General features: G+C 68.1%; 22 protein-coding genes and 1 tRNA gene. 5 read left to right on the forward strand and 18 right to left on the reverse strand.

Going from position 1 to position 22,693, the window contains the following annotated elements; translation table 11 throughout:
- Positions 1-68 precede the first annotated feature (68 nt).
- From ITJ49_RS15935 to ITJ49_RS15960, 6 genes are all read right to left on the reverse strand, one after another.
- A complete protein-coding gene (locus tag ITJ49_RS15935) occupies positions 69-653 on the reverse strand; it encodes a hypothetical protein (protein WP_194606553.1) in 585 nt (194 codons plus the stop codon).
- Between the two features lie 167 nt (positions 654-820).
- Positions 821-2,185, reverse strand: coding sequence for a PhoH family protein (locus ITJ49_RS15940; RefSeq protein ID WP_194606554.1), 1,365 nt, complete (start codon positions 2,183-2,185; stop codon positions 821-823).
- A 273-nt stretch (positions 2,186-2,458) separates the two neighbouring features.
- Positions 2,459-3,586, reverse strand: coding sequence for an aminotransferase class V-fold PLP-dependent enzyme (locus ITJ49_RS15945; RefSeq protein WP_194606555.1), 1,128 nt, complete (start codon positions 3,584-3,586; stop codon positions 2,459-2,461).
- Positions 3,587-3,611: 25 nt separating this feature from the next.
- Entirely contained in the window at positions 3,612-4,424 is an 813-nt protein-coding gene (locus ITJ49_RS15950) for an isoprenyl transferase (protein WP_370544573.1), read from the reverse strand.
- A gap of 4 nt (positions 4,425-4,428) precedes the next feature.
- Positions 4,429-5,382: a hypothetical protein gene (locus ITJ49_RS15955; protein WP_228514612.1), complete on the reverse strand. Its 954-nt coding sequence runs from the start codon at positions 5,380-5,382 to the stop codon at positions 4,429-4,431.
- Positions 5,379-5,825 carry a peptidase inhibitor family I36 protein gene (locus ITJ49_RS15960; protein WP_194606557.1) on the reverse strand — a complete coding sequence of 149 codons (447 nt, stop codon included), beginning with the start codon at positions 5,823-5,825 and terminating at the stop codon, positions 5,379-5,381. Before ITJ49_RS15960 ends, ITJ49_RS15955 begins: the two co-directional genes overlap by 4 nt.
- 122 nt (positions 5,826-5,947) lie before the next feature.
- On the opposite strand from ITJ49_RS15960, the gene ITJ49_RS15965 reads away from it, so the two are divergent.
- Entirely contained in the window at positions 5,948-6,595 is a 648-nt protein-coding gene (locus ITJ49_RS15965) for a hemolysin III family protein (protein ID WP_194606558.1), read from the forward strand.
- 16 nt (positions 6,596-6,611) lie between these two features.
- Here the strand turns inward: ITJ49_RS15965 and ITJ49_RS15970 are convergent, their stop codons facing one another.
- Complete coding sequence (locus tag ITJ49_RS15970) at positions 6,612-6,914, reverse strand: hypothetical protein (RefSeq protein ID WP_194606559.1); 303 nt, start codon at positions 6,912-6,914, stop codon at positions 6,612-6,614.
- A 17-nt stretch (positions 6,915-6,931) separates the two neighbouring features.
- The gene (gene mca, locus ITJ49_RS15975) at positions 6,932-7,816 is read right to left on the reverse strand and encodes a mycothiol conjugate amidase Mca (RefSeq protein WP_370544574.1); all 885 of its coding nucleotides are present in this window, start codon (positions 7,814-7,816) and stop codon (positions 6,932-6,934) included.
- A 49-nt stretch (positions 7,817-7,865) separates the two neighbouring features.
- Between mca and ITJ49_RS15980 the strand changes: the two genes are divergently transcribed.
- Both ITJ49_RS15980 and greA read left to right on the forward strand, forming a co-directional pair.
- Complete coding sequence (locus ITJ49_RS15980) at positions 7,866-8,321, forward strand: DUF4307 domain-containing protein (protein WP_194606560.1); 456 nt, start codon at positions 7,866-7,868, stop codon at positions 8,319-8,321.
- Between the two features lie 83 nt (positions 8,322-8,404).
- On the forward strand, positions 8,405-8,896 hold the full coding sequence (gene greA, locus ITJ49_RS15985) for a transcription elongation factor GreA (protein WP_194606561.1): 492 nt from the start codon (positions 8,405-8,407) through the stop codon (positions 8,894-8,896).
- 93 nt (positions 8,897-8,989) lie between these two features.
- Here the strand turns inward: greA and ilvA are convergent, their stop codons facing one another.
- Complete coding sequence (gene ilvA / locus ITJ49_RS15990) at positions 8,990-10,231, reverse strand: threonine ammonia-lyase (protein WP_055963253.1); 1,242 nt, start codon at positions 10,229-10,231, stop codon at positions 8,990-8,992.
- A 69-nt stretch (positions 10,232-10,300) separates the two neighbouring features.
- Between ilvA and ITJ49_RS15995 the strand changes: the two genes are divergently transcribed.
- Positions 10,301-11,518, forward strand: coding sequence for a DNA glycosylase AlkZ-like family protein (locus ITJ49_RS15995; RefSeq protein ID WP_194606562.1), 1,218 nt, complete (start codon positions 10,301-10,303; stop codon positions 11,516-11,518).
- Between the two features lie 46 nt (positions 11,519-11,564).
- On the opposite strand, the gene ITJ49_RS16000 is transcribed toward ITJ49_RS15995, so the two are convergent.
- On the reverse strand, positions 11,565-12,146 hold the full coding sequence (locus ITJ49_RS16000; protein WP_055963258.1) for a LemA family protein: 582 nt from the start codon (positions 12,144-12,146) through the stop codon (positions 11,565-11,567).
- Positions 12,147-12,455: 309 nt separating this feature from the next.
- Here ITJ49_RS16000 and ITJ49_RS16005 point away from each other — a divergent pair, with 309 nt between their 5' ends.
- Entirely contained in the window at positions 12,456-14,639 is a 2,184-nt protein-coding gene (locus ITJ49_RS16005) for a hypothetical protein (protein WP_194606563.1), read from the forward strand.
- 8 nt (positions 14,640-14,647) lie between these two features.
- Here ITJ49_RS16005 and ITJ49_RS16010 read toward each other — a convergent pair.
- The 8 genes from ITJ49_RS16010 to ITJ49_RS16045 form a co-directional block, all read right to left on the reverse strand.
- Positions 14,648-14,721: transfer RNA gene (locus ITJ49_RS16010), tRNA-Leu, on the reverse strand.
- 78 nt (positions 14,722-14,799) lie between these two features.
- Entirely contained in the window at positions 14,800-16,329 is a 1,530-nt protein-coding gene (locus ITJ49_RS16015) for an FAD-dependent oxidoreductase (RefSeq protein WP_194606564.1), read from the reverse strand.
- A 39-nt stretch (positions 16,330-16,368) separates the two neighbouring features.
- Positions 16,369-17,628: a S8 family serine peptidase gene (locus tag ITJ49_RS16020; RefSeq protein ID WP_370544575.1), complete on the reverse strand. Its 1,260-nt coding sequence runs from the start codon at positions 17,626-17,628 to the stop codon at positions 16,369-16,371.
- Positions 17,629-17,633: 5 nt separating this feature from the next.
- Positions 17,634-18,215: a DUF501 domain-containing protein gene (locus ITJ49_RS16025; protein WP_194606565.1), complete on the reverse strand. Its 582-nt coding sequence runs from the start codon at positions 18,213-18,215 to the stop codon at positions 17,634-17,636.
- Between the two features lie 29 nt (positions 18,216-18,244).
- Positions 18,245-18,784, reverse strand: a complete 540-nt coding sequence (locus ITJ49_RS16030; protein WP_194606566.1) for a septum formation initiator family protein — start codon at positions 18,782-18,784, stop codon at positions 18,245-18,247.
- 327 nt (positions 18,785-19,111) lie between these two features.
- A complete protein-coding gene (eno, locus tag ITJ49_RS16035) occupies positions 19,112-20,392 on the reverse strand; it encodes a phosphopyruvate hydratase (RefSeq protein ID WP_055963271.1) in 1,281 nt (426 codons plus the stop codon).
- 111 nt (positions 20,393-20,503) lie between these two features.
- Positions 20,504-21,742, reverse strand: a complete 1,239-nt coding sequence (gene hisS, locus ITJ49_RS16040) for a histidine--tRNA ligase (RefSeq protein WP_194606567.1) — start codon at positions 21,740-21,742, stop codon at positions 20,504-20,506.
- Between the two features lie 288 nt (positions 21,743-22,030).
- The gene (locus ITJ49_RS16045) at positions 22,031-22,630 is read right to left on the reverse strand and encodes a TetR family transcriptional regulator (RefSeq protein ID WP_194606568.1); all 600 of its coding nucleotides are present in this window, start codon (positions 22,628-22,630) and stop codon (positions 22,031-22,033) included.
- Positions 22,631-22,693 lie beyond the last annotated feature (63 nt).

The raw sequence follows: 22,693 nt of genomic DNA on the forward strand, positions 1-22,693 counted from the left end.
CGCGAAATCCGCCCGGCAGCCGAGTGCTCCGGGCGGATTTTGCGCATTCGGCAGACGCGCGTTACAGGTCACACGACGTTCACCGCCGCCAACGCGACCCAGTACCCGAACAACAGGCACGGCCCATAGGGAATCTCGCCGACCTCTAGCGCAGGGGCGACGCCGGCGAAGCCTTCGTGCCCGTCGACGCAACGACTCTTCCGCCGCTCCACTCGACGCAGTCGCAGCCTCACCGCCAGCACCACCGCCCCGCCGGAGGCACCGGAGACGACCATCAACGCCCAGGCGGCATCGGCCCCCACGAGCGCCGCTGAGCCGGCCGCGGCGGCGGCGAGCTTGACGTCACCGAGGCCGACGCCACCGAGGCTTGCCGACAAAAGGCCACCTGCGGCGACGAGCGTGGTGACGAGCAGGGCGAGCGCAGGATCCTTGACTCCCGTATCGACAAAGACGGCGACGGCACTCGCACCCAGCACGAGGCCGAGCGCGGGCATCGTCGCGAGGTTCGGCAGGCGTCGCCTGGTGACGTCGGATCGAATCAGGAGCGGCGTCGTGAACGCGAGCCACACCGCGGGCACGAGCGCCCCCGGCGGGCTCGGCGCGGCAACCCCGAGGAGCGCGAGGACGACGGCGGCGTCTACGAAGGCGATCATGCGTCGACGCTAGAGCGGGGCTTGCGCCGCAGGTTCCAGACGGTCCCGTCGGTGGAGAGCCACTCCCCGTTCCGGCGCGGTGGAGACGAAGACGGGCCAACGACCGGCTACAGAGGCGCCCCGAGCCGAAACCCGGGGCGCCTCGTGTCAGCAGAGATCGCGGTGGACTAGGCCAGCTCGTTCGACTCCAGCAGCTCGGTCACGAGGGCCGCGATCGCCGAGCGCTCGGAGCGGGTGAGCGTGACGTGGGCGAACAGCGGGTGGCCCTTGAGCGTCTCGATCACCGAGGCGACGCCGTCGTGCCGGCCGACCCGCAGGTTGTCGCGCTGGGCCACGTCGTGGGTGAGCACCACGCGAGAGTTCTGACCGATGCGCGACAGCACCGTGAGGAGCACGTTCCGCTCCAGCGACTGGGCCTCGTCGACGATCACAAAGGCATCGTGCAGCGAGCGCCCGCGAATGTGCGTGAGCGGAAGCACCTCGAGGATGCCTCGCTCCAGCACCTCGTCGAGCACGTTCTGCGACACGATCGCCCCGAGGGTGTCGAAGACCGCCTGCGCCCACGGGTTCATCTTCTCGCCCGCGTCGCCCGGCAAGAAGCCGAGGTCTTGCCCGCCGACCGCGTAGAGCGGCCGGAACACCATGATCTTCTTGTGCTGCTGCTTCTCGAGCACGGCTTCGAGGCCGGCGCAGAGGGCCAGTGCCGACTTGCCGGTGCCGGCGCTGCCGCCGAGCGACACGATGCCGACCTCGGCATCGAGCAGCAGGTCGATCGCGAGTCGCTGCTCGGCCGAGCGGCCGTGGAGCCCGAAGACGTCGCGGTCGCCACGGACCAGTCGGACGTGGCCGCGAGACGTGACGCGGCCGAGAGCGGAGCCGCGGTCGGAGTGCATGACGAGCCCCGTGTTGACCGGCTGCTCGGCCTCGCGGGTCGAGATGTGCTCGTCGTCGTAGAGCCTCTTCATCTGCTCGGCCGAGATCTCGACCTCGGCGATGCCGGTGTAACCGGAGTCGACGATCTGCTCGGCTCGGTACTCCTCGGCCGAGAGACCGATCGACGCCGCCTTGACTCGCAGCGGCAGGTCTTTCGAGACGACGACCACGTCGAGCCCGTCGGCCGAGAGGTTGGACGCGACGGCGAGGATGCGCGAGTCGTTGTCGTCGAGACGGAGGCCGGAGGGGAGCACCGACATGTTCGAGTGGTTGAGCTCGACCCGCAGCGAACCGCCCTCGCCTACCTCGACCGGAAAGTCGAGTCGTTCGTGCTTGACGCGGAGGTCGTCGAGCAGCCGGAGCGCCTGCCGGGCGAAGTAGCCGAGCTCCGGGTCGTGACGTTTCTTCTCGAGCTCGCTCACGACGACGACCGGGATCACCACCGACTGTTCGGCGAACCGGAACATCGCCTGGGGATCGCTCAGCAGCACCGACGTGTCGAGCACGTAGGTGCGCTGACCCGTGGCCGGCACCGCCGCCCCGCTCGAAGCTGAGGTTGCCTGGGGAGTGACTTCGAATGCGGTCACGACCGACTCCATCTCCGGGTGAAGAACACCCGGTACCTACCCACGAGTCGGCCATGGAGCAAGAGCTAGACGAACTTACGTGGCCGTCTCGACCGGGTGCCTTACCCGATGGCTTGAAGCTACGTCAGCCCACCGACATCCCACAAATCCGACACACCGTGCCGGGGTTACGGGCAGATTAACGCGCGCCCCATGGGCCCCACGAGAGAGCAGGGCCTGAAGACGAGGATCCGAGCTGCGTCTGCCGGATCCTCGTCTCCGGTCAGCCCCCGGTCCAAGAGACGGTCAGTAGTGCACGCTCGTCGCGTACGACGTGAGCGCCCCCCGCAGGGCTCCGAGCGTCTCGTCGCCCGTCGAGACATGCGCGCTGAGTCGCACCATGCCGTCACGGACGGTCGCGGTGATTCCGTGGTTGATGAGCGACGCGGTGATGGCCGTCACCTGCGGCGGATCGGGCTCGAGCACGACGATGCCGGCGCGCTCGCTCTCGTCTCGCGAGGAGATGACGGGAAGCGCGAACTCGTCGGCGAGGTCGATGATCGACGACACCGTCTCGGCGATAGCCCCGGAGATGGCACCGACTCCGACGTCGGCGATGCCCTCGAGAGCCGTCGCGAAACGGGCCTGCGCGATCGGGTCGGTGCGCGTGACCTGGAAGGCGGCAGCGCCCTGCAGGGGCGGCGGTACCTCTTCGTAGGACGAGCCAAGCGGAACGATCGTGCCGGTGACCCCACTGATGAGCGGAACCAGGTCGGTCGCCGCGCGTTCGCTCAGTGCGAGGAAACCTGTTCCCCAGCCCGCCCGAACCCACTTCTGCCCACCCGCCACGACGACGTCGGCCAGCTCGTAGGCGGCCTCGACGACTCCGAAGCCCTGGATCGCGTCGACGATCAGCAGCCGGTCGCCGATCACATCGCGAATGCCCTCGAGATCGCTCCGGTAGCCGGTGCGATAGTCGACGAGACTCACCGCGACGGCGGTGGTGGCAGGCGTGAGGTTGTCACGAACCACCTCGGGGGTCACGACCCCCTGCGGCGGCTGCATCGTGATCGAGTCGACCGAGTGCAGGGCCTGGGCGGCTCGCTGTGCCGCGACCGGGATGCTCGGGTACTCCCGCGCCGAGTAGAGCACCTGTCCGGTCAGGCCGAACATCGCGTGGAACAACCCCATCGAGGCGTTGGGCTGGAACACCACCCGGTCGGTCGGGAACTCGGTGAGACGGCGAACCGCCTCGCGCACGCGGATATCTTGCTCGTCGAAGACGCTCCCCGCGCCGTACCGGCCTCGGGCGTGGATCTCGCCGAGGGCGTTCTGCTCGGCCAGGACGGCCTTGCTCATGGGCCCAAAGGAGGCGAAGTCGAGGTATCCCGGATCTTCTGCGAAACCCTGGCGGTACTCGTCGATGGTGGTCACGCGGGCTCCTTGTATGCGAACGAACCTAACTACCGTACCGGCGGTGGCGGTTCGCGAAGTCTCGGACGGCCCGCAAGAAGTCGACCTCGCGCAGATCCGGGTAGAAAGCTTCGACGAAATAGAACTCGCTGTGCGCGCTCTGCCACAGCATGAAGTCGCTGAGTCGCTGCTCCCCCGAGGTGCGAATCACCAGGTCGGGGTCGGGCTGTCCGCCCGTGTAGAGGTGGTCGGCGATGAGCTCGGGGGTGAGCACGTCGGCGAGGTCGTCGATGGTGCCGCCGCCTTCGCCGTGGGCCCGGACGATGCTGCGCATGGCGTCGGCGATCTCGCGCCGACCACCGTAGCCGACCGCGAGGTTGACGTGCAGACCGGCATGCTTCGCCGTGCCCGCCTCTGCCTCCTGAAGCGCAGAAACCAAGGATCCGGGGAGCCCGTCGACCGACCCGACGTGCTGCACCCGCCAGTCGCCCTGCTGCGACAGGTCGTGAGCCAGCTCGGAGATGATGTCGACGAGAGCTTCGAGCTCTTCGTCGTGGCGGTTCGTGAGGTTGTCGGCCGAGAGGAGGTAGAGCGTGACGACCTTGATGCCGAGCTCGTCGCACCAGGTCAAGAACTCGCGGATCTTGGCGGCACCGGCACGATGCCCGTGCGCCGCGGTCTCGAGCATGCGCTGCTTCGCCCAGCGGCGGTTTCCGTCGACGATCATCGCGACGTGGTTCGGCACCTCGGCTTCGGCGAGGCCGCGGCGGATTCGGCGCTGGTAGAGACGGTAGGCGAAACCCCGGCCCACCGGCGTCTCGGCCGTGTCGCCGCCGCCTGATCGTCGCCGTGAAGTCACGCTCTTACGGTAGCCCACTCGTCTGAGCCGGGGTATCCGCCTCCCGGGTGATGGACGGTGCCGCGCGGATGACGCCGCGTTGCCTTAGGTACGCATGAATGCGACGATGCTCGGCATCGAGCCGCGCCTTGATCGTCACCAGGCGGTCGGCGTACTTCTCGACGAGCTTCGCCTGGATATCCCACTCGGTGTCGTAGATGGCTTCGGCGTAGCCGCTTGATTCTTGGCACTCGGCGTCGGCCGTCGCGATCCTGATCTCGTCAGCGCTCGCCTTCTCCGTGGGCGGCGCATCGGCGTCGAGGCCGAACATCGCACGAAGGGAGGGAGTCGGCATATCTGCCGGGTCGGAGCCCAGATCGGCGATACCGAGCGGAGCCATGCAATCGGCCCAGCGCCCGGCGGCCGCGACCACCCCGCGGTCTGCTCGCGCGCGAGCGTAGGCCTCGGCCGCGAGCTTCGTCGCAAACTGCGAGATCGGCTTGTCGAGCCCGAGACGCCGGTCAGCGCGCTCGGCACAGGCAGTCCAAGCCTTATCGCCCGCTCGATCGAGGCGCGGTTGCCGAAAGAGCTCGTCGATCTCCCGCTGGTCGAGGCCGCCCTCGCCGATCTGCTGGTGATACCCGAAGGTGCGCGCGGTCTCGGGGGTGAAGATCAGGCGGGTGACGGAGTTCCAGCTGGCGTTTCCGTCGGGACGCACCGTGCGGGGCGCGACGGACCACTTCTGGCCGGCCGCCTTCATGCAGGTGCCGATCGCGAGGTCGCGGGCATAGTCGCGGTTGCCGGTCTGCGTCTCGACGAAGGCGTCGGTAGGCATCACGATTCGGCTGCGGTCTTTGGCCGGCAGCCGGACGTCGTGGCGGCCCGTCTCGGGTTCGCTGCACGCCACTGCACCGAAGGCCACGACGAGGGTGACCGCCATGCCCGCCAGTGCGCGGCGAGCGCGGGGCCGGGCTGTCACTGCGCGACGAATTTGCCGGAACTGATGCGGTTGTCGAACACCTTCGTGATTGTGCCGCCGGCATCGCCGAGATAGCGGTCGCCGGAGCCCCGGGGAAGATCGATCGACGGACCTTTGAAATTGGCGTCTTGCCAGAAACGGACCGTCTGGTACCGACCGTTGTTGTAGACGGAGGTGGCGATGTCGTCGGCGTTCCACTGCCCCGAATCGCCGACACGCACCAGACGGAGATCGCTGACCGAGTTCGAGAAGCTCGTGCGGATTCCGCCGTAGCTCTTTGCGTCGTAGAGACAGGCAGAACCGAGTGCGCAGGTACCCGGCGCGGGTGAGGTCGCGCGCGGGACGCCGCTCGCGGAGGCCGGGCTGGCGGCACCGATCGCGGCTGCCGCGCCGGTGAGAGCGGCCACCGCGCTCACGAACACCCTCTGGCGAATGGACTTCATCGTTCTCCCTCGAATCGTCGCCCGGCTGGGCCCCTTCACTCTATGGAACGAGAAGTGTCACATGCAAATACAGGTCCGTGAACTCCTGGCGGATAGCCAGAAAAGCCCCCTACGATCGGTGGATGACCGCTCTTGGCACCCAGCTCGAGGTCAAACCCACCTGGCGCGGGTGGATTCACGCCGCGACCTTTCCCGTGGCGATCGCCCTCGGCGTCGTCCTCGTGAGTCTCGCCGTGGGCACACCTGCCAAGGCGTCGACGGCCGTGTACTTCGGCACGTCACTGCTGCTCTTCGGAGTGTCGGCGACCTACCACCGCTTCAACTGGAAGCCGAAGGCGAAGCTGCTGCTCAAGCGCCTCGATCACTCCAACATCTTCCTGCTGATCGCCGGCACCTACACTCCCCTTGCCGTCTTGAGCCTCCCGCACGACAAGGCGGTCATCCTGCTCTGGCTCGTCTGGGGCGGGGCCTTCGCCGGCATCGCCTTCCGCGTCTTCTGGACGAGCGCGCCCCGCTGGCTCTACACCCCGCTCTACGTGCTCCTCGGCGTGGGTGCGCTGCTCTACGTGCGCGAATTGATCGCCAACAACCCCGCGTCGATGATCCTGGTGCTCGTGGGCGGGCTCCTCTACATCATCGGAGCCATCTGCTACGGCACGAAGCGTCCGAATCTGATCCCCGGAGTCTTCGGCTTCCACGAGCTCTTCCACGCGCTGACCGTGCTGGCGTTCCTTTGCCACTGGACGGCCGTGCTGCTCGTGGCGATCTAGCGCCGCTCTCGCAGCTTCAGCGACCGGAGCCCGGGCCGTCGGTCTCGCCGCGCAACTCGTCGTCGAGCCCGGCAGCCGCCCTCGCGGCCTCCTCGCGCTCCGCCTCGATCTGCTCGCGCACCTCACCGCGGTAGCGGGTCCGTCGCACGCGTCGCGTCATGTCGACGATCAGAAAAACGGTGGCTAGAGCGACGCCGAAGATCGCCAGAAACCCGATCCACCCGGGCGTGACGACGCTGTCGGGGACGGTCTGGACCCCCGGTGAAGACGGGTTGCCGGTTTCGGCAAGGATCCTCGTCGCCAGTGCACTGACTGACACCGAGACGGCCAACACGCTCACTCGGTCACGCCCGCGAAGAGATCGGTCTCGGGCAGCGTGGTCTCGACCTTGGAGTCGATGAGCTGGAAGTCTTCGGTCGGCCAGACCTTGGCCTGCAGTTCGTGCGAGTGCAAGAAGAAGAATCCGGTGGGGTCGACCTGGCTCGCGTGCGCCCGCAGCGCATCGTCGCGCGCGGGGAACGAATCGGCGACGTTCACGTGTGTTGTCGACGGGTCGGCTCGTTCGCCCCAGCGCTCGAACATCTCGTCCATCTGCGCGAGGACGGGAGAGTCGGGGGTCTCGACCTTGATGGCCTCGTAGATCGCCCGCATGCGCGTGGTGTTCATGATGCGGTCGTAGTAGAGCTTCGACACCTGCCAGGCAGGGCCCGCGTGGGGGTAGCGCGCGGGGTCGGCGGCAGCCTCGTAGGCCGCGACCGAGACCTCATGGGTGCGGATGTGGTCGGGGTGGGGGTAACCGCCGTTCTCGTCGTAGGTGAGGAGCACGTGGGGCTTGAACCGACGCACGATGCGCACGAGCGGCTCGGTCGAGATCTCGAGGGGAATGGTCGCGAACGAGTTGACCGCGACGCTCTCGCCCTCCTCGGGCAACCCGGAGTCGCTGTACCCGAGCCAGACATGGTCGACACCCATGGCCTCTTGAGCGCGGGCCATCTCGAGGATCCGCAGCCCGGCGATGTCCCGCTCGGCGTGGGCCCGCGCCTCGAGGTGCTCGTTGAGGATCGACCCCTGCTCGCCTCCCGTGCAGCTCACCACCAAGACCTCGACCCCGGCCTTGCGGTAGTGGGCGTACGTAGCGGAGCCCTTGCTCGACTCGTCGTCGGGATGGGCGTGGACTGCCAGCAGGCGCAATGGCACGGTGGTACCTCGGATCTCGGTCACGGCCAGCGTTGCTAACCTCTACCCAAGGATAATCGGACGGAGACCGCAGGTGGCGCCCACCCCCTCGAGCAACAGCACGAGCGCACCGCAGTCGTCGACAGCGCCCGCGGGCGACAGCAAGCTCGACGTCCGTTACGGCCGCACTCGCGCCTTCCGTCTGCGGCGGCGCTGGATCGCGGCAATCGCCGGCGGCGTGGTCGTGGTCGTCTTCGGCGCCTGGGTGCTCTTCGCAGCATTCGATGGCACGAGCGCCACCATCGAGTCGAACGACGCCGGGTACGTGATCCACGACGCCCACTCGGCGACCGTGCGCTCGCAGATCAGCGTCGATCCGGGCACGAAGGTCGACTGCTCGATCCAAGTGCTCAACTCGGGCTTCGACGTGGTCGGCTGGAAGGTCGTCCACTTCCCCGCATCGACGAGCCAGAACAACACCTACACGACCGACCTCAAGACCATGAACCGCGGAGTCACGGGCTTGATCGACAAGTGCTGGCTGCCGTAAACTCTCGTGATTCCCGCTCGAGACCGGCCACACGGCCGGTCTCCTTTTTTCAGCCACCCACCCTTCGGGGTATTGGAGCAACCATGAGCAACGCAGAAACAACCACCTGGCTCTCGCAGGAGGCCTACGACCGGCTGGCCGCCGAGCTCGAGACCCTCAGCACTTCGGGCCGCGACGAGATCGTCGGCCGCATCTCGGCCGCGCGCGAAGAGGGCGACCTGAAAGAGAACGGCGGCTACCACGCGGCCAAAGACGAGCAGGCGAAGATCGAGGCGCGCATCCGCACCCTGATCAACCTCCTCAAGACGGCGACCATCTCGGAAGGCGCGGCCGACACCGGCATCGTCGGCCCCGGCATGCTCATCACGGCGACCATCGCCGGCGACGAGTCGACGTTCGTGCTCGGCAGCCGCGAGATCATCGCGCCCGGCAGCGATCTCACCGTCTACAGCCCGACGAGCCCACTCGGCGAGGCGATCGAGGGCAAGAAGGCCGGCGACTCGACCTCCTACACGGCTCCCAACGGCAAAGAGATCGCCGTCACGATCTCGTCGGTCGCGCCCTACAGCTTCTAGCCCGTCACGACAGAAGGCCCAGGATCCCACGCGACCAGCGTCGGATCCTGGGCCTTCTGTCGTGAACGCACCAGCGTCACGGACCGCTAGCGCCTACGAGGCCGCGGGCTGCGGCGTGAATCCGTTGTCGCGCAAGCGCTCCATGACCTGTTCGGCGTGATCGGGACCGCGTGTCTCGACGCTGAGCTCGAGTTCGACCTCGCTGATCTGAAGGCCACGGCCGTGCCGGGTGTGCAGCACTTCGACCACGTTCGCGTTGGCCTCCGAGATGATCTCGGAGACGCGGGCGAGCTGACCCGGCCTGTCGGGAAGCATGACGCGGAAGTGCAGGTACCGGTCGCTGGCGGCGAGGCCGCGGCTGATCACGCGTTCCATCATGAGCGGGTCGATGTTGCCGCCCGAGAGCACGATGACGGTCGTTCCGGTCGGCTGCACCTGCTCGGTGAGCACGGCGGCCACGCCCACGGCTCCGGCGGGCTCCACGACCTGCTTGGCTCGTTCGAGCAGCACCAGGATCGCGCGGGCGGTGTCGTCGTCTTTGACGGTCACGACCTCGTCGACGACGTCGCGGGCGATCGCGAAGTTGAGCACTCCGGGCTTGGCCACGGCGATACCGTCGGCGATCGTCGGCGTGGGAACGACCGCGGTCGCCTCGCCCAGCTTCATCGAGATCGCGTAGGGTGCCGAGTTCGCCGCCTGGACGCCGACGATGCGGATCGTTCCGCCGGTCTCGCGCCGAGCCTGGGTGACAGCACTGGCCACCCCGGCGATGAGGCCGCCGCCGCCGATGCTCATAATGATCGTCTCGACGTCGGGCACCTGGTCGAGGATCTCGAGGCCGAGCGTGCCCTGGCCCGCGATCACGTCGGGGTGGTCGTAGGGCGGGATGAAGACGGCGCCGGTCTCGTCGGAGAACTCTTTCGCCGCTCGCAGGGCGTCTTCGACGGAGTTGCCGCCGAGCACCACATCGGCGCCGTAGTCGCGGGTCGCCTGCAGCTTCGGCAGCGCCACGCCGACCGGCATGAAGATCGTCGCCGTGATGCCGAGCTCGCGAGCCGCCAGCGCGACGCCCTGTGCGTGGTTGCCGGCACTCGCCGCCACGACGCCGTGGGCGCGCTCGTCGGCGTCGAGCTGCGACAGCCGGTTGTATGCCCCGCGGATCTTGTACGAGCCCGTGCGCTGGAGGTTCTCGCACTTGAGGTACACCTTCGCGCCGAGCGCCTGACTCAAGAAAGACGAGCTCTCCATCGGCGTGACGTGCGCCACGTGCGACACGCGCTCGCGGGCTTCGCGGAACTCGGCAAGTGTCGGGCCAGCCAGGGTCACATCCGTCATGGAAGAAGTGTAGGCGGCGAAACCCCGATTGAGGATCCGTATGTCGGTAGCGGCATCTATCCTCAGACCGTGCTCCCGTCCAGCGTTTCTCCCGCTCTCGCCCGTCGCGTCGCCCTGGCGGCGCAAGGGTTCGGTCGCGTCCCGTCCGGGCCCGTGGCGACGCGTCAGCTCAACACCCTCATCGATCGTCTCGGCCTCTTGCAGATCGATTCCGTCAACGTGTTCGAGCGCAGCCACTATCTGCCGATCTACGCCCGGCTCGGATCCTTCGATCGGTCTCTGCTCGACCGACTCACCTTTGCCCGAGGCGGTCGCTACACCGAATACTGGGCGCACGAGGCCGCGTTCCTCCCGACGTCCGATTGGCCGCTCTGGCGCTGGCGGATGGAGCACTACCGCGACTACTACGCCGCCCGGCCCGACTCGTGGGCGTCGGCCAACACGGCGACGCTCGACTGGTTGCGGGCGGAGCTCCGGGCATCCGGGCCCCTGCCGGCGAGTGCGATCGAGGCCGATGCCGTGATCGGTGCCGAGTCGACCGCGCGGCGGGGTCCGTGGTGGGGCTGGAGCGACGTCAAGCAGGGGCTCGAGGTGCTGTTTCGCACGGGCGAAGTCGTCAGTGCCGGTCGCACCCGCTTCGAGCGGGCCTACGGTCTTCCCGATCAGGTACTGCCCTCAGCGGTGCTCAATCGCACGGTCTCGCGTGCCGACGCGCACCGGGCGCTCGTCTCGCACGCCGCGCGGGCGCACGGTGTCGGCACCGCGTCCGACATCGCCGACTACTTCCGACTCAAGGCGGCCGACGTCGCTCCGGCCTTGGCCGATCTGGCCGAGGCCGGCGAGATCACTCAGGTCTCGGTCGACGGCTGGGGCCGGCCAGGGTGGCTGCATTCCGAGGCGAGGTTGCCCCGGCGCATCGAGGCCGACGCACTGCTCTCGCCGTTCGACCCGATCGTGTGGGAGCGCGCGCGGGCCGAGCGCCTCTTCGGGTTCCACTACCGGATCGAGATCTACACGCCACAGCCCAAGCGGGTCTTCGGCTACTACGTGCTGCCGGTGCTGCAAGACGAGGCGCTGGTCGGTCGGGTCGACCTCAAGAGCGACCGCCAGGCCGGGGTGCTGCGGGTGCAGGCGGCGTGGCACGAGGCGGGGCAGACAATCGATGTCGAGCGGTTGGCGGCCCTGCTCCGCCGAACGGCCGAGTGGCAGGGCCTGGAGTCACTCGAGGTGATGCCGCGTGGCGACCTCGCGGCCGCGCTGACTGCTGCCGTCCGCTCCCATTCTTAGGAAAGCGCCGGACCGCTCACCGGGTTCGCTTCAGAACTGCACGCGGTCAGAACTGCACGCGCGGGGGCTCGGCGATCGCCGACGGCTCTGCCACCTCGAAGAAGTCGCGCGAGGTGAATCCGAGCCGCTTCGAGAAGAGGGTGTTCGGGAACACCGTGGTCTTCGTGTTGAACTCACGCACGCCGCCGTTGTAGAACCGCCTCGACCCTTGGATCTTGTCTTCGGTTTCGACGAGCTCTGACTGCAGTTGAAGGAAATTCTGGCTCGACTGCAGCTGCGGGTAGGCCTCGGCCACGGCGAAGATGCTCTTCAGCGACTTCTGCATGTGGCTCTCGGCGACCGCGGCCTCGGCCGGACTCGTGGCGCTCAGCGTCTCGGCACGCGCCTTGGTGACGCTCTCAAAGACCCCCGACTCGTGAGTGGCATACCCCTTCACCGTGCTGATGATGTTCGGGATGAGGTCACCCCGACGCTTCAGCTGGACGGTGATATCGCTCCACGCCTCATCGACGCGCACCTTGAGGGTGACCAACGAGTTGTAGGTCGCCCAGAGGTAGATGCCGAAGATGATGAGCAGCAGCACGACAATGCCTGCTGCAATGAGAATGCCGATGAGGGCGGAATCCATGGTTGAGATACTCCTTGTCGATCCGGGGATCACTATAAACGGGCTGAATGGGGGCTCCATGCGCGGGGGGCATTCTCGGAGGCAACTCACGCCCAGCGGCGGTTTCGACGGATCCTTGGCCTTGTGCCTGTAGGCACTTGTAACAATTCACGGAGATTTCACGTACTCCGCCGTTCGAACGATTGACTTGTACCCCGCAACTTGGCTTACTGGGGGGCAGTGCTCACCAACACGACCCCCGGCTCCCGACGCTCCGTGGCCATGGCCAGCGGGCGCGTTCGTCGTGGGCGGGTACCCGCAGCGATCTGCATGGCAGCACTGGCCCTCGTTCTGATCGTCTCGGGTCTCTCGCTCGCTCCGTCCGCAGCCGATGCGGCGCCGACGAGTGCGACGCCGACACCGTCGCAGGGCATCGGCACACCGGCCCCGCCCGTCGCCCCGACCATCTCGGTCGCCGACTCGCCGCGCGCCCGGGTGACGGTGTCAGGAACAGCCACGCCCGCGGCACACCTGCGCGTGCTCGACCCCGTTCACCCCGCATCGTCGCTCTGCACCTCGACGGCCACTGCCGACGGGCGCTGGTCGTGTGAAGTCGACCTCGTGTCAGGCGCCGGGCAGACTCTCACCGTGCGTGACCTCACCGACACCGCGCTCGGCGACGTCCAGTCGGCTCCGTTCTCGGTGCTCGCCGCCCCGGTGCTGTCGACCGGGTCGGGAATCGACATCGGAGCCCGCGTCCAAGGAACGGGCTATCCCGGCGCTCGAGTGACGGTGACGACCGACGGCAAGGCCGCGGCGACAGCAACCGTCAGTGACGCGGGGCAGTGGAGCACCGTGCTCTCAGCCACGACGACACCGTCCGGTCGCTACAACGTTCAGGCGACCCAGTCGTCGTCGCGCGTTCCGGCGGTTCCGGTCTCGTCCGCCTCCGCCGCGGTCACCGTCACGATCGACCGCGATGCCCCGGCTGCGCCGACGGTCGCCCACCCCACGCAGGGCTCCACCATCAGCCGGCAGCCCGTGGTCTTCGACGGCACCGGCGAGAGCGGTTCCACCGTGACCACCTACGTCGACAGCAATCCCGTCTGCACCGCCGTCGTGAAGAACGGCGCATGGAGCTGCAGATCGGAGGGCCTCCTCCTCCCGTCCGGAGACCGCCGAGTCCAGGCTGCTCAGCGCGACGCCGCCGGCAACTACGGTGCGCCCAGTGCGGCCGTCCTGGTCACATTCGCCCCGTCGTCGCCATCGGCCACACCCTCGACTCCGTCGGCGACTCCGTCCGCCCAGCCCACGACGCCATCCGACTCGACGGAGCCGTCTGCCGCTCCCCCGACGGGCACGCCGACCAGCCCCGGTACCCCGGGCGGCGGGTCGCCCAGCGGTGGCTCGTCCGGTTCCGGTGGGTCGACCGGATCAGGGGGAGGCACCGGCGGCAGTGGTTCAGGCGGCGGTTCAGGAAGCGGCTCAGGATCCCTCGGCTCGGGTTCCGCCTCGACCCCCGGCGTCATCGACAGTTCGTCGTGGTCGGGCCCGACCGGCTTCGGCGGCACCCTCCCGACGCTGTCGCAGGGTCTCGGCGGCTGGTCGTGGATGTGGGCACTCGTCATCGGCCTCGTCTTCCTCCTCCTAGTCGTCGCACCCCTGCGCCTTGCTGCCTCGGCGCTGGGCGGTCGGCTCGCCGGACGAGCCCACCGACTCGCGGGCCGCAACCGCTCGATCTCCGACCGCGACGAGCTGTCGGTCCTCTCGCCGACCGCAGGGGTCGTCCTGGCCCTCGCGGTCGGCGCCGTGCTCGTCGCCCTCGCCGCGGGCGTCGACGACCAGGTGCGCTACATCCGGCTCATCGTGGCGATCGCCGTCGGTATTGCCCTGATCAACGGTCTCGGCGTCGTGCTCCCCACCTGGCTCCTAGGGCGACGTCTCGGGCTGCGCCTCTCCCTCTCCGTTTCGCCCCGCCTGCTCATCGGTGCCGTGGCGGCGTGTGTGGCAACCCGGGTGCTGGGCATCGACCCGCCGCTGGCCCTCGGAGTGCTCCTCGTTGCGGGCCTTGCCGACACGGGTGGGCGCGCCTTGGTGGAGCAGGACGACTCACGAACGCGCGGTGTCCTCGCCACGGCCCAACTCGGATCCCTTGCCGGCCTGTCGTTCCTCGCGTGGATCGCCCACGGGCTCATGCCGGCCGCGAGCACTGCTTTCGCCGTCGAGATCACGCGGGAGGCGCTGGTGACGATGTGTCTGGCGGGTCTTGGATCTTTGATCGTCTTGCTGGTACCGCTCGGAGCCCTACCCGGTCGCGCTCTCTACGCCTGGTCGCGACCGACGCTGGTCGGGTTCGCCGTGATAGGCGTCGCCATGGCCTCCGTCGTCTATCTCGGCGGCCCTGACGAGACGTTCCCGATGCTGCCGCTCGTGATCGCCTCCGCGGCATTTGCGACCCTTGCCGTGGGCGCCTGGGCCTGGGTGCGTTTCGTCGAACCCGGCGACGACGTCTGAAGAGCGAGTGCCCCCGCAGGGATTCGAACCCTGACTGAAGCGATTTTAAGTCGCCTGCCTCTGCCGATTGGGCTACGGGGGCGTGCCCGTCAAGCGTACTGAACGAGCCGCGAAACGCCTGATGCCCCCGCAGGACGGGGGCATCAGGCTTACCGACAAGCTATTCGGCGGCGGGAGCCTTCTCAGCCGGCGCCTTCTTGGCGGCGGGCTTGCGCGCCGGCGCCTTCTTGGCCGCAGGCTTCGACTCGGCAGCAACCGGCTCGGCCTTCGTCTCGCCGTCGGCGGGAGTGGCGTACGCGGGGCCGGGCTGGCCGGCAACCTTGCCAATCTCGGGGGCCGGGGCTGCGGCGGGCTCTTCGGCCGGAGCCGCGGGCTTGGGTCGCGAGGCGAACTCTTCGAAAGCGGCGCGCGGCCTCGTGACGTTGTCGAGCGAGGCGATGTCGCGGCCGAGCACGAAGTTGTTCGCCCAGCCGGTCACGACGCGGATCTTGCGCTCCCACGACGGCATGGCCATGCCGTGGTAGCCGCGGTGCGCCATCCAGGCCGGGAATCCCTTGAGGGCGAACTTGCCGCTCTGGAACACACCGATACCGATGCCGAGACCGGCGACGGCGCCGAGGTTGTCGTGGCGGTAGTCTTTCGTGTTTTCGCCGCGGAGGTCGGCCGCGAGGTTCTTCGCGAGCTGCTTGCCCATGCGAACGGCGTGCTGCGCGTTCGGCACGCAGAAGCCGCCGACACCGCCACCGGTGAGGTCGGGCGTCGCCGCGACGTCGCCGCAGGCCCAGGCGTCGGGCACGACGGTTCCGTCTTCGGTCACGATGCGGAGGTCGGGCTGCACGGAGATGCGGCCGCGGGCCTCGATGGGGAAGTCGGTGTTACGAACCACCGGGTTGGCCATAACGCCGGCCGTCCAGATGATGAGGTCGGACTCGAACGACTCACCGGTCGACAGCTCGACCTTGCCGCCGACTGCCGACTGCAGCTGCGTATCGAGGTGGACGATGGCCTGGCGCTCGGCGAGGTTCTTGAGCACCCAGTGGCTCGTTTCCAGGGCGACCTCGGGCATGATGCGGCCCATCGCCTCGATGAGGTGGAAGTGGGTGTCGTCGATGGTGAGGTTCGGGTAATTCTTGAGCAGGTCGGTCGCGAAGCTGCGCAGCTCGGCGAAGATCTCGATGCCGGCGAAGCCGCCACCGACGACGACGGTGGTGAGCAGGCGGTCGCGCTCCGGGCCGGCGTCGAGGTTCGCGGCCTTTTGGAAGTTGGTGAGGAGCTTGTCGCGGATGGCCTCGGCCTCCTCGATCGTCTTGAGGCCGATGGCCTCGTCGGCGACACCCGGAATCGGGAACGTGCGCGAGACGGCACCAGCGGTCATGACGATCTGGTCGTACTCCTCCGTCCACTCGGGGCCGACCTCGGGGGTGATCGTCGCGGTCTTCGTCGCGTGGTCGACCTTCGTCACCTTGGCCGTGACGACGTTGGTGCGAGTCAAGTGGCGTCGCAGCGACACGATGGCGTGACGCGGCTCGATCGAACCGGCGGCGACCTCGGGAAGGAACGGCTGGTAGGTCATGTAGGGCAGCGGGTCGACCACGGTGACCTCTGCCTCGCCCTTGCGCAGCCACTTCTCGAGCTTCCAGGCGGTGTAAAAACCGGCGTAGCCGCCGCCGACGATCAGGATTTTGGGCACGAGGGATGAACTCCTAGATAGGTGTGGACGGGAAACAGGCTAGCGCCTGCTTTGCAGACGACTGAAATGGCGAACGGCCCCGATGACGACGACCAGCAGACTGACCCCGAGACCAGAATAAACCGCGAGTGGGATCCCCGCGGATCTCCAGGTCTCGACACTCGGGAGGAATCCAGCGCTTCCGTCTCTATTCGCCACTGCGGTCGTCGGGCTCGCGGTCACCGGCGCGGAGGGCTCGGGCGACGAGGTCGGCTGCGGCGAGGCCTCGGCCCGGCGGTGGAGCCGGATCCACTCCGCGAGGTCGCCGACGGGGTTCGCCGAGACGCTCGCCACGCTCCTGGTGACGGCCGCATCGGCGTCGACCAGACCGTGGCCGTAGATCGGGCCGGGCGACGGCGCCCCCTTGGGAGTGGCCGTCGAGACGATCCGCTGGATCACGTCGTCGGCCGAGATGCCGGGATGGCTGGCGAAGACGAGGGCGGCGATGCCCGAGACCAGCGGGGCGGCGCCACTCGTGCCGGACCACAGCAGGTATTGCCCGCCCGGCCCCACACCGACGAGCCCTTCGCTCGGGGCTGCGACCCCGATCGTGATCCCCTGGCTCGACGCGTCGAAACTCGCGTTCTTCGATTGGTCGACGCCGGCCACGGTCAGCACTCCGGGCATGGTCGCAGGCGCGCCCACCTCGTCGGTTCCGCTCCCCCGATTTCCGGCGGCGGCGATGACCACCGCACCCTTCTTCATGGCGTAGAGAAAAGCGTCGTCCCAGCTCGTGGGCCAGTCGAGGGTGTTGCGGGTCAGCGACATGTTGATGACCTTGGCCCCGTGGTCGACCGCCCAGCGCACCGCCGTGGCGATCTGCCCGTCGGCGTCGGTCGCCTTGGCGCCGAAACCGACCGAGATCGAGAGGATCTTCGCCTCGGGTGCGACGCCGATCACTCCGGAACCCGAACCGGTGCCCCTGCCGGCGATGAGCGAGGCGACCAGGGTGCCGTGCGCGGAGTCGTCGCCGATCGGCGTCTGCCCGTTCGACGATCCGCTCCCCGAGAAGTCCGCGCCGCCGATGACGGCGCCCTGCAACTCAGCGACCGAGCCGTCCACTCCCGAATCGATCACGGCCACCGTGACGCCCTGGCCGCGGGTGGTGTTCCACGCCTGCTCGATGCCGTAGTCGCTGAGCCAGTACTCCCGATCGCGGATCGAGTCGGCAGACGCTGCGGTGGCCGGGAGGAGGACACCGGGGATCACCAGCGCGGAGACGACAGCCACGGCGGCCGCGAACGCTCCGAGCCGGCGCACTCTGGTCAGCCCTCGGATCCTGCGGTCGCGTCGGGCGCGCCGGTCGCGGCGGTCGCGTCGGGGCGCTCGGCCCCGTCGGCGGAGTAGTCGGGGCAGGTGCACACGTCCGGGCTCCAGGTCGCTCGCTCGAGAGCGAGGTCGCCGAAGGGGTTGACGCCCGGCCCGGCGGCGAGGGCGTGACCGGCCAGGGCGTGGAGGCACTTGACGCGCTCGGGCATGCCGCCGGCCGTCACGTGATCGATCTCGTCGACGTGCTCGATGCCCTCGCGATCGGCGAGGTACGCCTCATGAGCCGCACGATAGCTCTGCTGCAGGTCGGCGCTGTCGGCGAGCAGCTCGGTGTACTCGGCCATGACGCCGGTCGCCTCGAGAGTCGAGATCGCGGCCGTGGCACCCGGGTGGCACAGGTAGTACAGGGTCGGAAAAGGCGTTCCGTCGGCCAGGCGGGGCTTGGTCGAGACCACGGTTGGATTGCCGCAGACGCAGCGCGCGGCGATGCCGATCACGTTGCGGGCCGGGCGACCGAGCTGCTGAGAGACGACGAAGATGTCATGCTCGGTGACGGGGGCGAAGGGTGGCGTGGTCATGGAGTGATCAGAATACTCGGCCCGTGCGCCTACTTGGCGCCCTTCAGGTCGGGCGACACGAGCTTCGCCGCGGGCTCGTCCGTCAGGCCCGCGTCGAGAACAGACGCGGTCATCGCCCCGACCCAGTCGACCTGCGGGTTCTGGATGTCTTTGGTGATCCTCGTTCCGGCCTCGGTCTTCGCGGCGGTCTCGGACTTCGTCGCCGCATCATCCATCACGAGGTAGCTGTACTCTCCCGGATAGACGTACAACAAGCGATCGCGGGCCTGGGCCTCGATGTAGGCGGGGTCGTTCCACCTAGCGACCGTGTCTTTGAGATCGTCGACGTTCTGCTTCTGCGCATCGACGTCGGACTGCAGCGACGTGATCTGCTGCTGCTGCTGGATCAGCGTCTTCAGGCTCGGCGCGAGGATGATCACGAACAGCACGATGATCACGAGCATCAGCAGGCTGAACCCCGAGACGCGCATGCCACGCAGCCAGCCGCCGGCCGCCGTCTCCATCGCCGGCAGGGTCACCGGCACGCGTCGGATCGTTCCGCCTTCGCGGTCGGAGGGTGAGCTAGCCATGCCTCGACCCTAGGCGACGCCCGGCTGCCTCCGGGCCAGCGCGCGCGTGCCGCCCGAATTCGAAGGAGATTCCCGCCTCCGGCGACGAGAAATCAAGGATCCGAGGGGGTCGCCCAGCAGTTTCTCCTTCAAATTCGGCAGGGGGCCCGCGCCGCGAGGGGTGCGGCGCCGCAGAAGCTCGCGAAGCGACGCAGTTCGGCCAATCCGACCTGGCGCGCCGCGTCGTTTTGGCCGATCCGCGTCGCTTTGGCCGTCCGCGTCGCCGCACCGGCGCACGCAAAAGCCCGCCCCGCGCCGAAGCGCGAGACGGGCCTCCTGCAGCAGTCGTTACGCGGTGAAGCGCGGGAACGCCGAGGCGCCGGCGTACACCGCGGCCTCGCCGAGCTCCTCTTCGATGCGAAGCAGCTGGTTGTACTTCGCGACGCGCTCGGAGCGAGCCGGGGCGCCGGTCTTGATCTGACCGCCGTCGGTGGCGACGGCGAGGTCGGAGATCGTGGTGTCTTCGGTCTCGCCGGAGCGGTGCGACATCACGGTCTTGTAGCCGCTGCGCTGTGCGAGGGCCACGGCGTCGAGCGTCTCGGTGAGCGTGCCGATCTGGTTGACCTTGACGAGCAGCGCGTTGGCGGCGCCGTTCTCGATGCCCTTGGCGAGGCGCGTCGGGTTGGTGACGAACAGGTCGTCGCCGACGATCTGCGTCTTGGAGCCGATGACGGACGTGAGGTGCGCCCAGCCCTCCCAGTCGTCTTCGTCGAGAGGGTCTTCGATGGTGACGAGGGGGTAGGACGCGACGAGCTCTTCGTAGTAGGCCGACATCTCTTCCGCGGACTTCGATGCACCCTCGAAGGAGTACGAGCCGTTCGAGAAGAACTCGCTGGAGGCGACGTCGAGGCCGAGTGCGATGTCTTTGCCGGGGGTGAAGCCGGCCTTGGTGATCGCCTCGACGAGGAGGTCGAGAGCGGCGCGGTTGCTGGAGAGGTTGGGGGCGAAGCCACCCTCGTCGCCGAGGCCGGTGGAGAGGCCCTGCGACTTCAGCTCGCTCTTGAGCACGTGGTACGTCTCGGTGCCCCAGCGGAGGGCCTCGGAGAAGCTGGAGGCACCGATGGGCAGGATCATGAACTCCTGGATGTCGACGTTGCTGTCGGCGTGGGAGCCACCGTTGATGACGTTCATCATCGGCACGGGCAGCGTGTGCGCGTTCGGGCCACCGAGGTAGCGGAACAGCGGCAGGTCGGCGGAGTCGGCGGCGGCCCGGGCGACGGCGAGTGACACGCCGAGGATCGCGTTCGCGCCGAGACGCTTCTTGTTGTCGGTGCCGTCGAGGTCGATCATGGCCTTGTCGATGACGCGCTGATCGGTGGCGTCGAGACCTTCGATCTCGGGGCCGATCTCGTCGATGACGGCGGCTACGGCCTTGAGGACACCCTTGCCCTGGTAGCGACCCTTGTCGCCGTCGCGAAGCTCGTACGCCTCGAATGCGCCGGTCGATGCGCCGGAGGGCACTGCCGCGCGCGCGACGACACCGTCGTCGAGCAGAACTTCGACCTCGACGGTCGGGTTGCCTCGTGAGTCGAGGATTTCGCGAGCGCCTACTGCGTCGATTGCTGCCACGGATAACTCCTTAGGATCGTCTGTTTTCGCTCAGGCTCGAAGCCCGCGCCCAATCCTAGTAGGGCGCCTTAACGCCGGAGGGAGTTCTCCACAGGCTGCCCGATGCCTCTTCTACGACAGGGAGCGGAAGGAGAGATCGGCGGCCGTCGCGGTGCTGTCGGAGACCGTGGCGAACGACGCGAAGCCCTGTTCCTTGAGGCCGGCGAGCTGGTTCTTGAGGTTCTTCGCCTTGCGGTCGAGGCGGACGCGGGTTCCGTCAGCGGCGAGCTCGTGCTGCAGACGCACGAGAGCGGCGGGCTCAGCGCCCGCGTCGTAGAGGAGGACGACGCCGTCGCCCGACGCTCCACCCGAAAGCTCAACGAGATCGACCAGACGCTCGAAGCCGAGCGAGAACCCGGCCGCAGGCACGTCCACGCCCAGGAACCGACCGATCATGCCGTCGTAGCGACCGCCGCCGCCGAGCGAGTAGCCGAAGTCGGGATGCGCCACCTCGAAGATCGTTCCGGTGTAGTAGCCCATTCCCCGCACGAGCGTGGGGTCGAACTCGAGGCGGGCTCCGGGCAGAGCGTCTCGCAGCGAGACCAGATCGGCGAACGCGGCCGCGTCGAGCCAGTCGGCGCCGACCACCGATTCCCAGGTGGCGCCGGAGAGCTCGCCCAGAGCCTCGGCCAGACCGTCGACCGGGACCCCGATCGAGGCGAGCTCGGTGACTACACCGTCGACGCCGACCTTGTCGAGCTTGTCGACGATCACGAGCGCATGGTCGAACCGGTCGGCGGGAACGCCCCAGTGCGAGAGAAGGGCGACGAGGATCCGGCGGTCGTTGATCCGAATGGTCGTGCCCGCCAGCCCGAGCCCGTTGAGCACGGCCGACGTGGCACTGAGCAGCTCGATCTCGGCCATCGGGCCCGGCTCTCCGATGATGTCGATGTCGCACTGGACGAACTGTCGGTAGCGCCCTTTCTGCGGTCTCTCGGCTCGCCAGACGGGTGCTATCTGAATCGCGCGGAACACCCCGGGGAGAGTCGCGCGGTGCGTCGCGTAAAAACGCGCGAGCGGCACGGTCAGATCGAAGCGGAGGCCGAGGTCGGCGAGCTCGAGCGGCTCGGAGGCCGCGGCGAGTTTCTCGGGAGTGATGCCGCGCTTCATGATGGCGAAGGCGAGCTTCTCGTTATCGCCTCCCAGCCCGGCGTGAAGGCGGTCGCTCTCCTCCGCGACGGGCGTCTCGATCTCGTCGAAGCCAAAGGATCGATAGGTCGACCGGATGCGGTCGAGGATCAGGTCGCGGCGACGCTTGTCGGCGGGGAGGAAGTCGCGCATTCCGCGCGGCGGAGTGACGGAGGAGGCCATGCGATCAGTCTTCCAGAGTCCGATGAGCGCTTCTGCGCTCCATTCCGGTTGTCGAGATGTGACATTTCATGTATTCTCGTAGCACCCGATCGGGTGGCCAAGCGTTTCATCACCGACCACCCCCATAGACCGGCAGGCGCGAATCGGGTTGCGCGCCTTGCCTGCCCGGCAGCTCGTCCCTTCCCTGCGGTGACGAGCTGGTCCGGCCGGCGGCGCCCCGCTCCCTAGGCGGGGCGCCGCCACTTCGTTCCAGTAGACCCTGCGCAGGAACCGCGTCGACCCCACACCTCAGACAGTGGCGGGGGTGGCTGCCATTCGCATCCGCTCGGCGAAAGTCGCGACGTGACGACGAAAAACGTCGGCGACCTCCTCCGTCGCTCCCGTCGCCAGGGCGTCATACTGCAGGCCGTAGACGGTGTCGGTGAACAGCCGCGCTTCGACCGCGGCCACGGCCTCGGGCACTCCCTGCGAAACGCACCACTGCCGAGTGAAACCCTGCCATTTGGCGACGGCCGAGCGTGCGACGCCCGTCTCGACGCCGTCGATCATCTCGAGCATGGCGGCCTCGTACTCGAGACGCTGGAGTTGGAGATTGTAGGGCGTCGATACTTTCTGCCACGCCGACTCCATGAAGTCGAGCCAACCCTGCTCGTCGAGGGTTGTCGGATCAACCGCGAGGAGGTCGTCCTGGCGCGCCACTATGGCTCGCACGATCTCGTCAATGAGCTGCGCCCGACTGCCGAAGTGGTAGACGAAGACGTAGGTGCTTACGCCCAGCGCTTCGGCGAGCGTTCGGAACGAGACGGTGGCAAGTGTCCGCCCGGCGAGGTGTTCGAGGATCTGGCCCAAGAGCTCCGGCTTGCGTGTCGGGTCGGGCTTTCTCGGCATCACACTCGTCTTTCGTACCGTCGCCGCGATGAGCCACCCTGCGCGACCCCAGCGACCAACGCT

This window comes from Frondihabitans sp. VKM Ac-2883 (genome assembly GCF_015350875.1).
In the GTDB taxonomy this organism is placed as follows: Bacteria; Actinomycetota; Actinomycetes; order Actinomycetales; family Microbacteriaceae; genus Frondihabitans.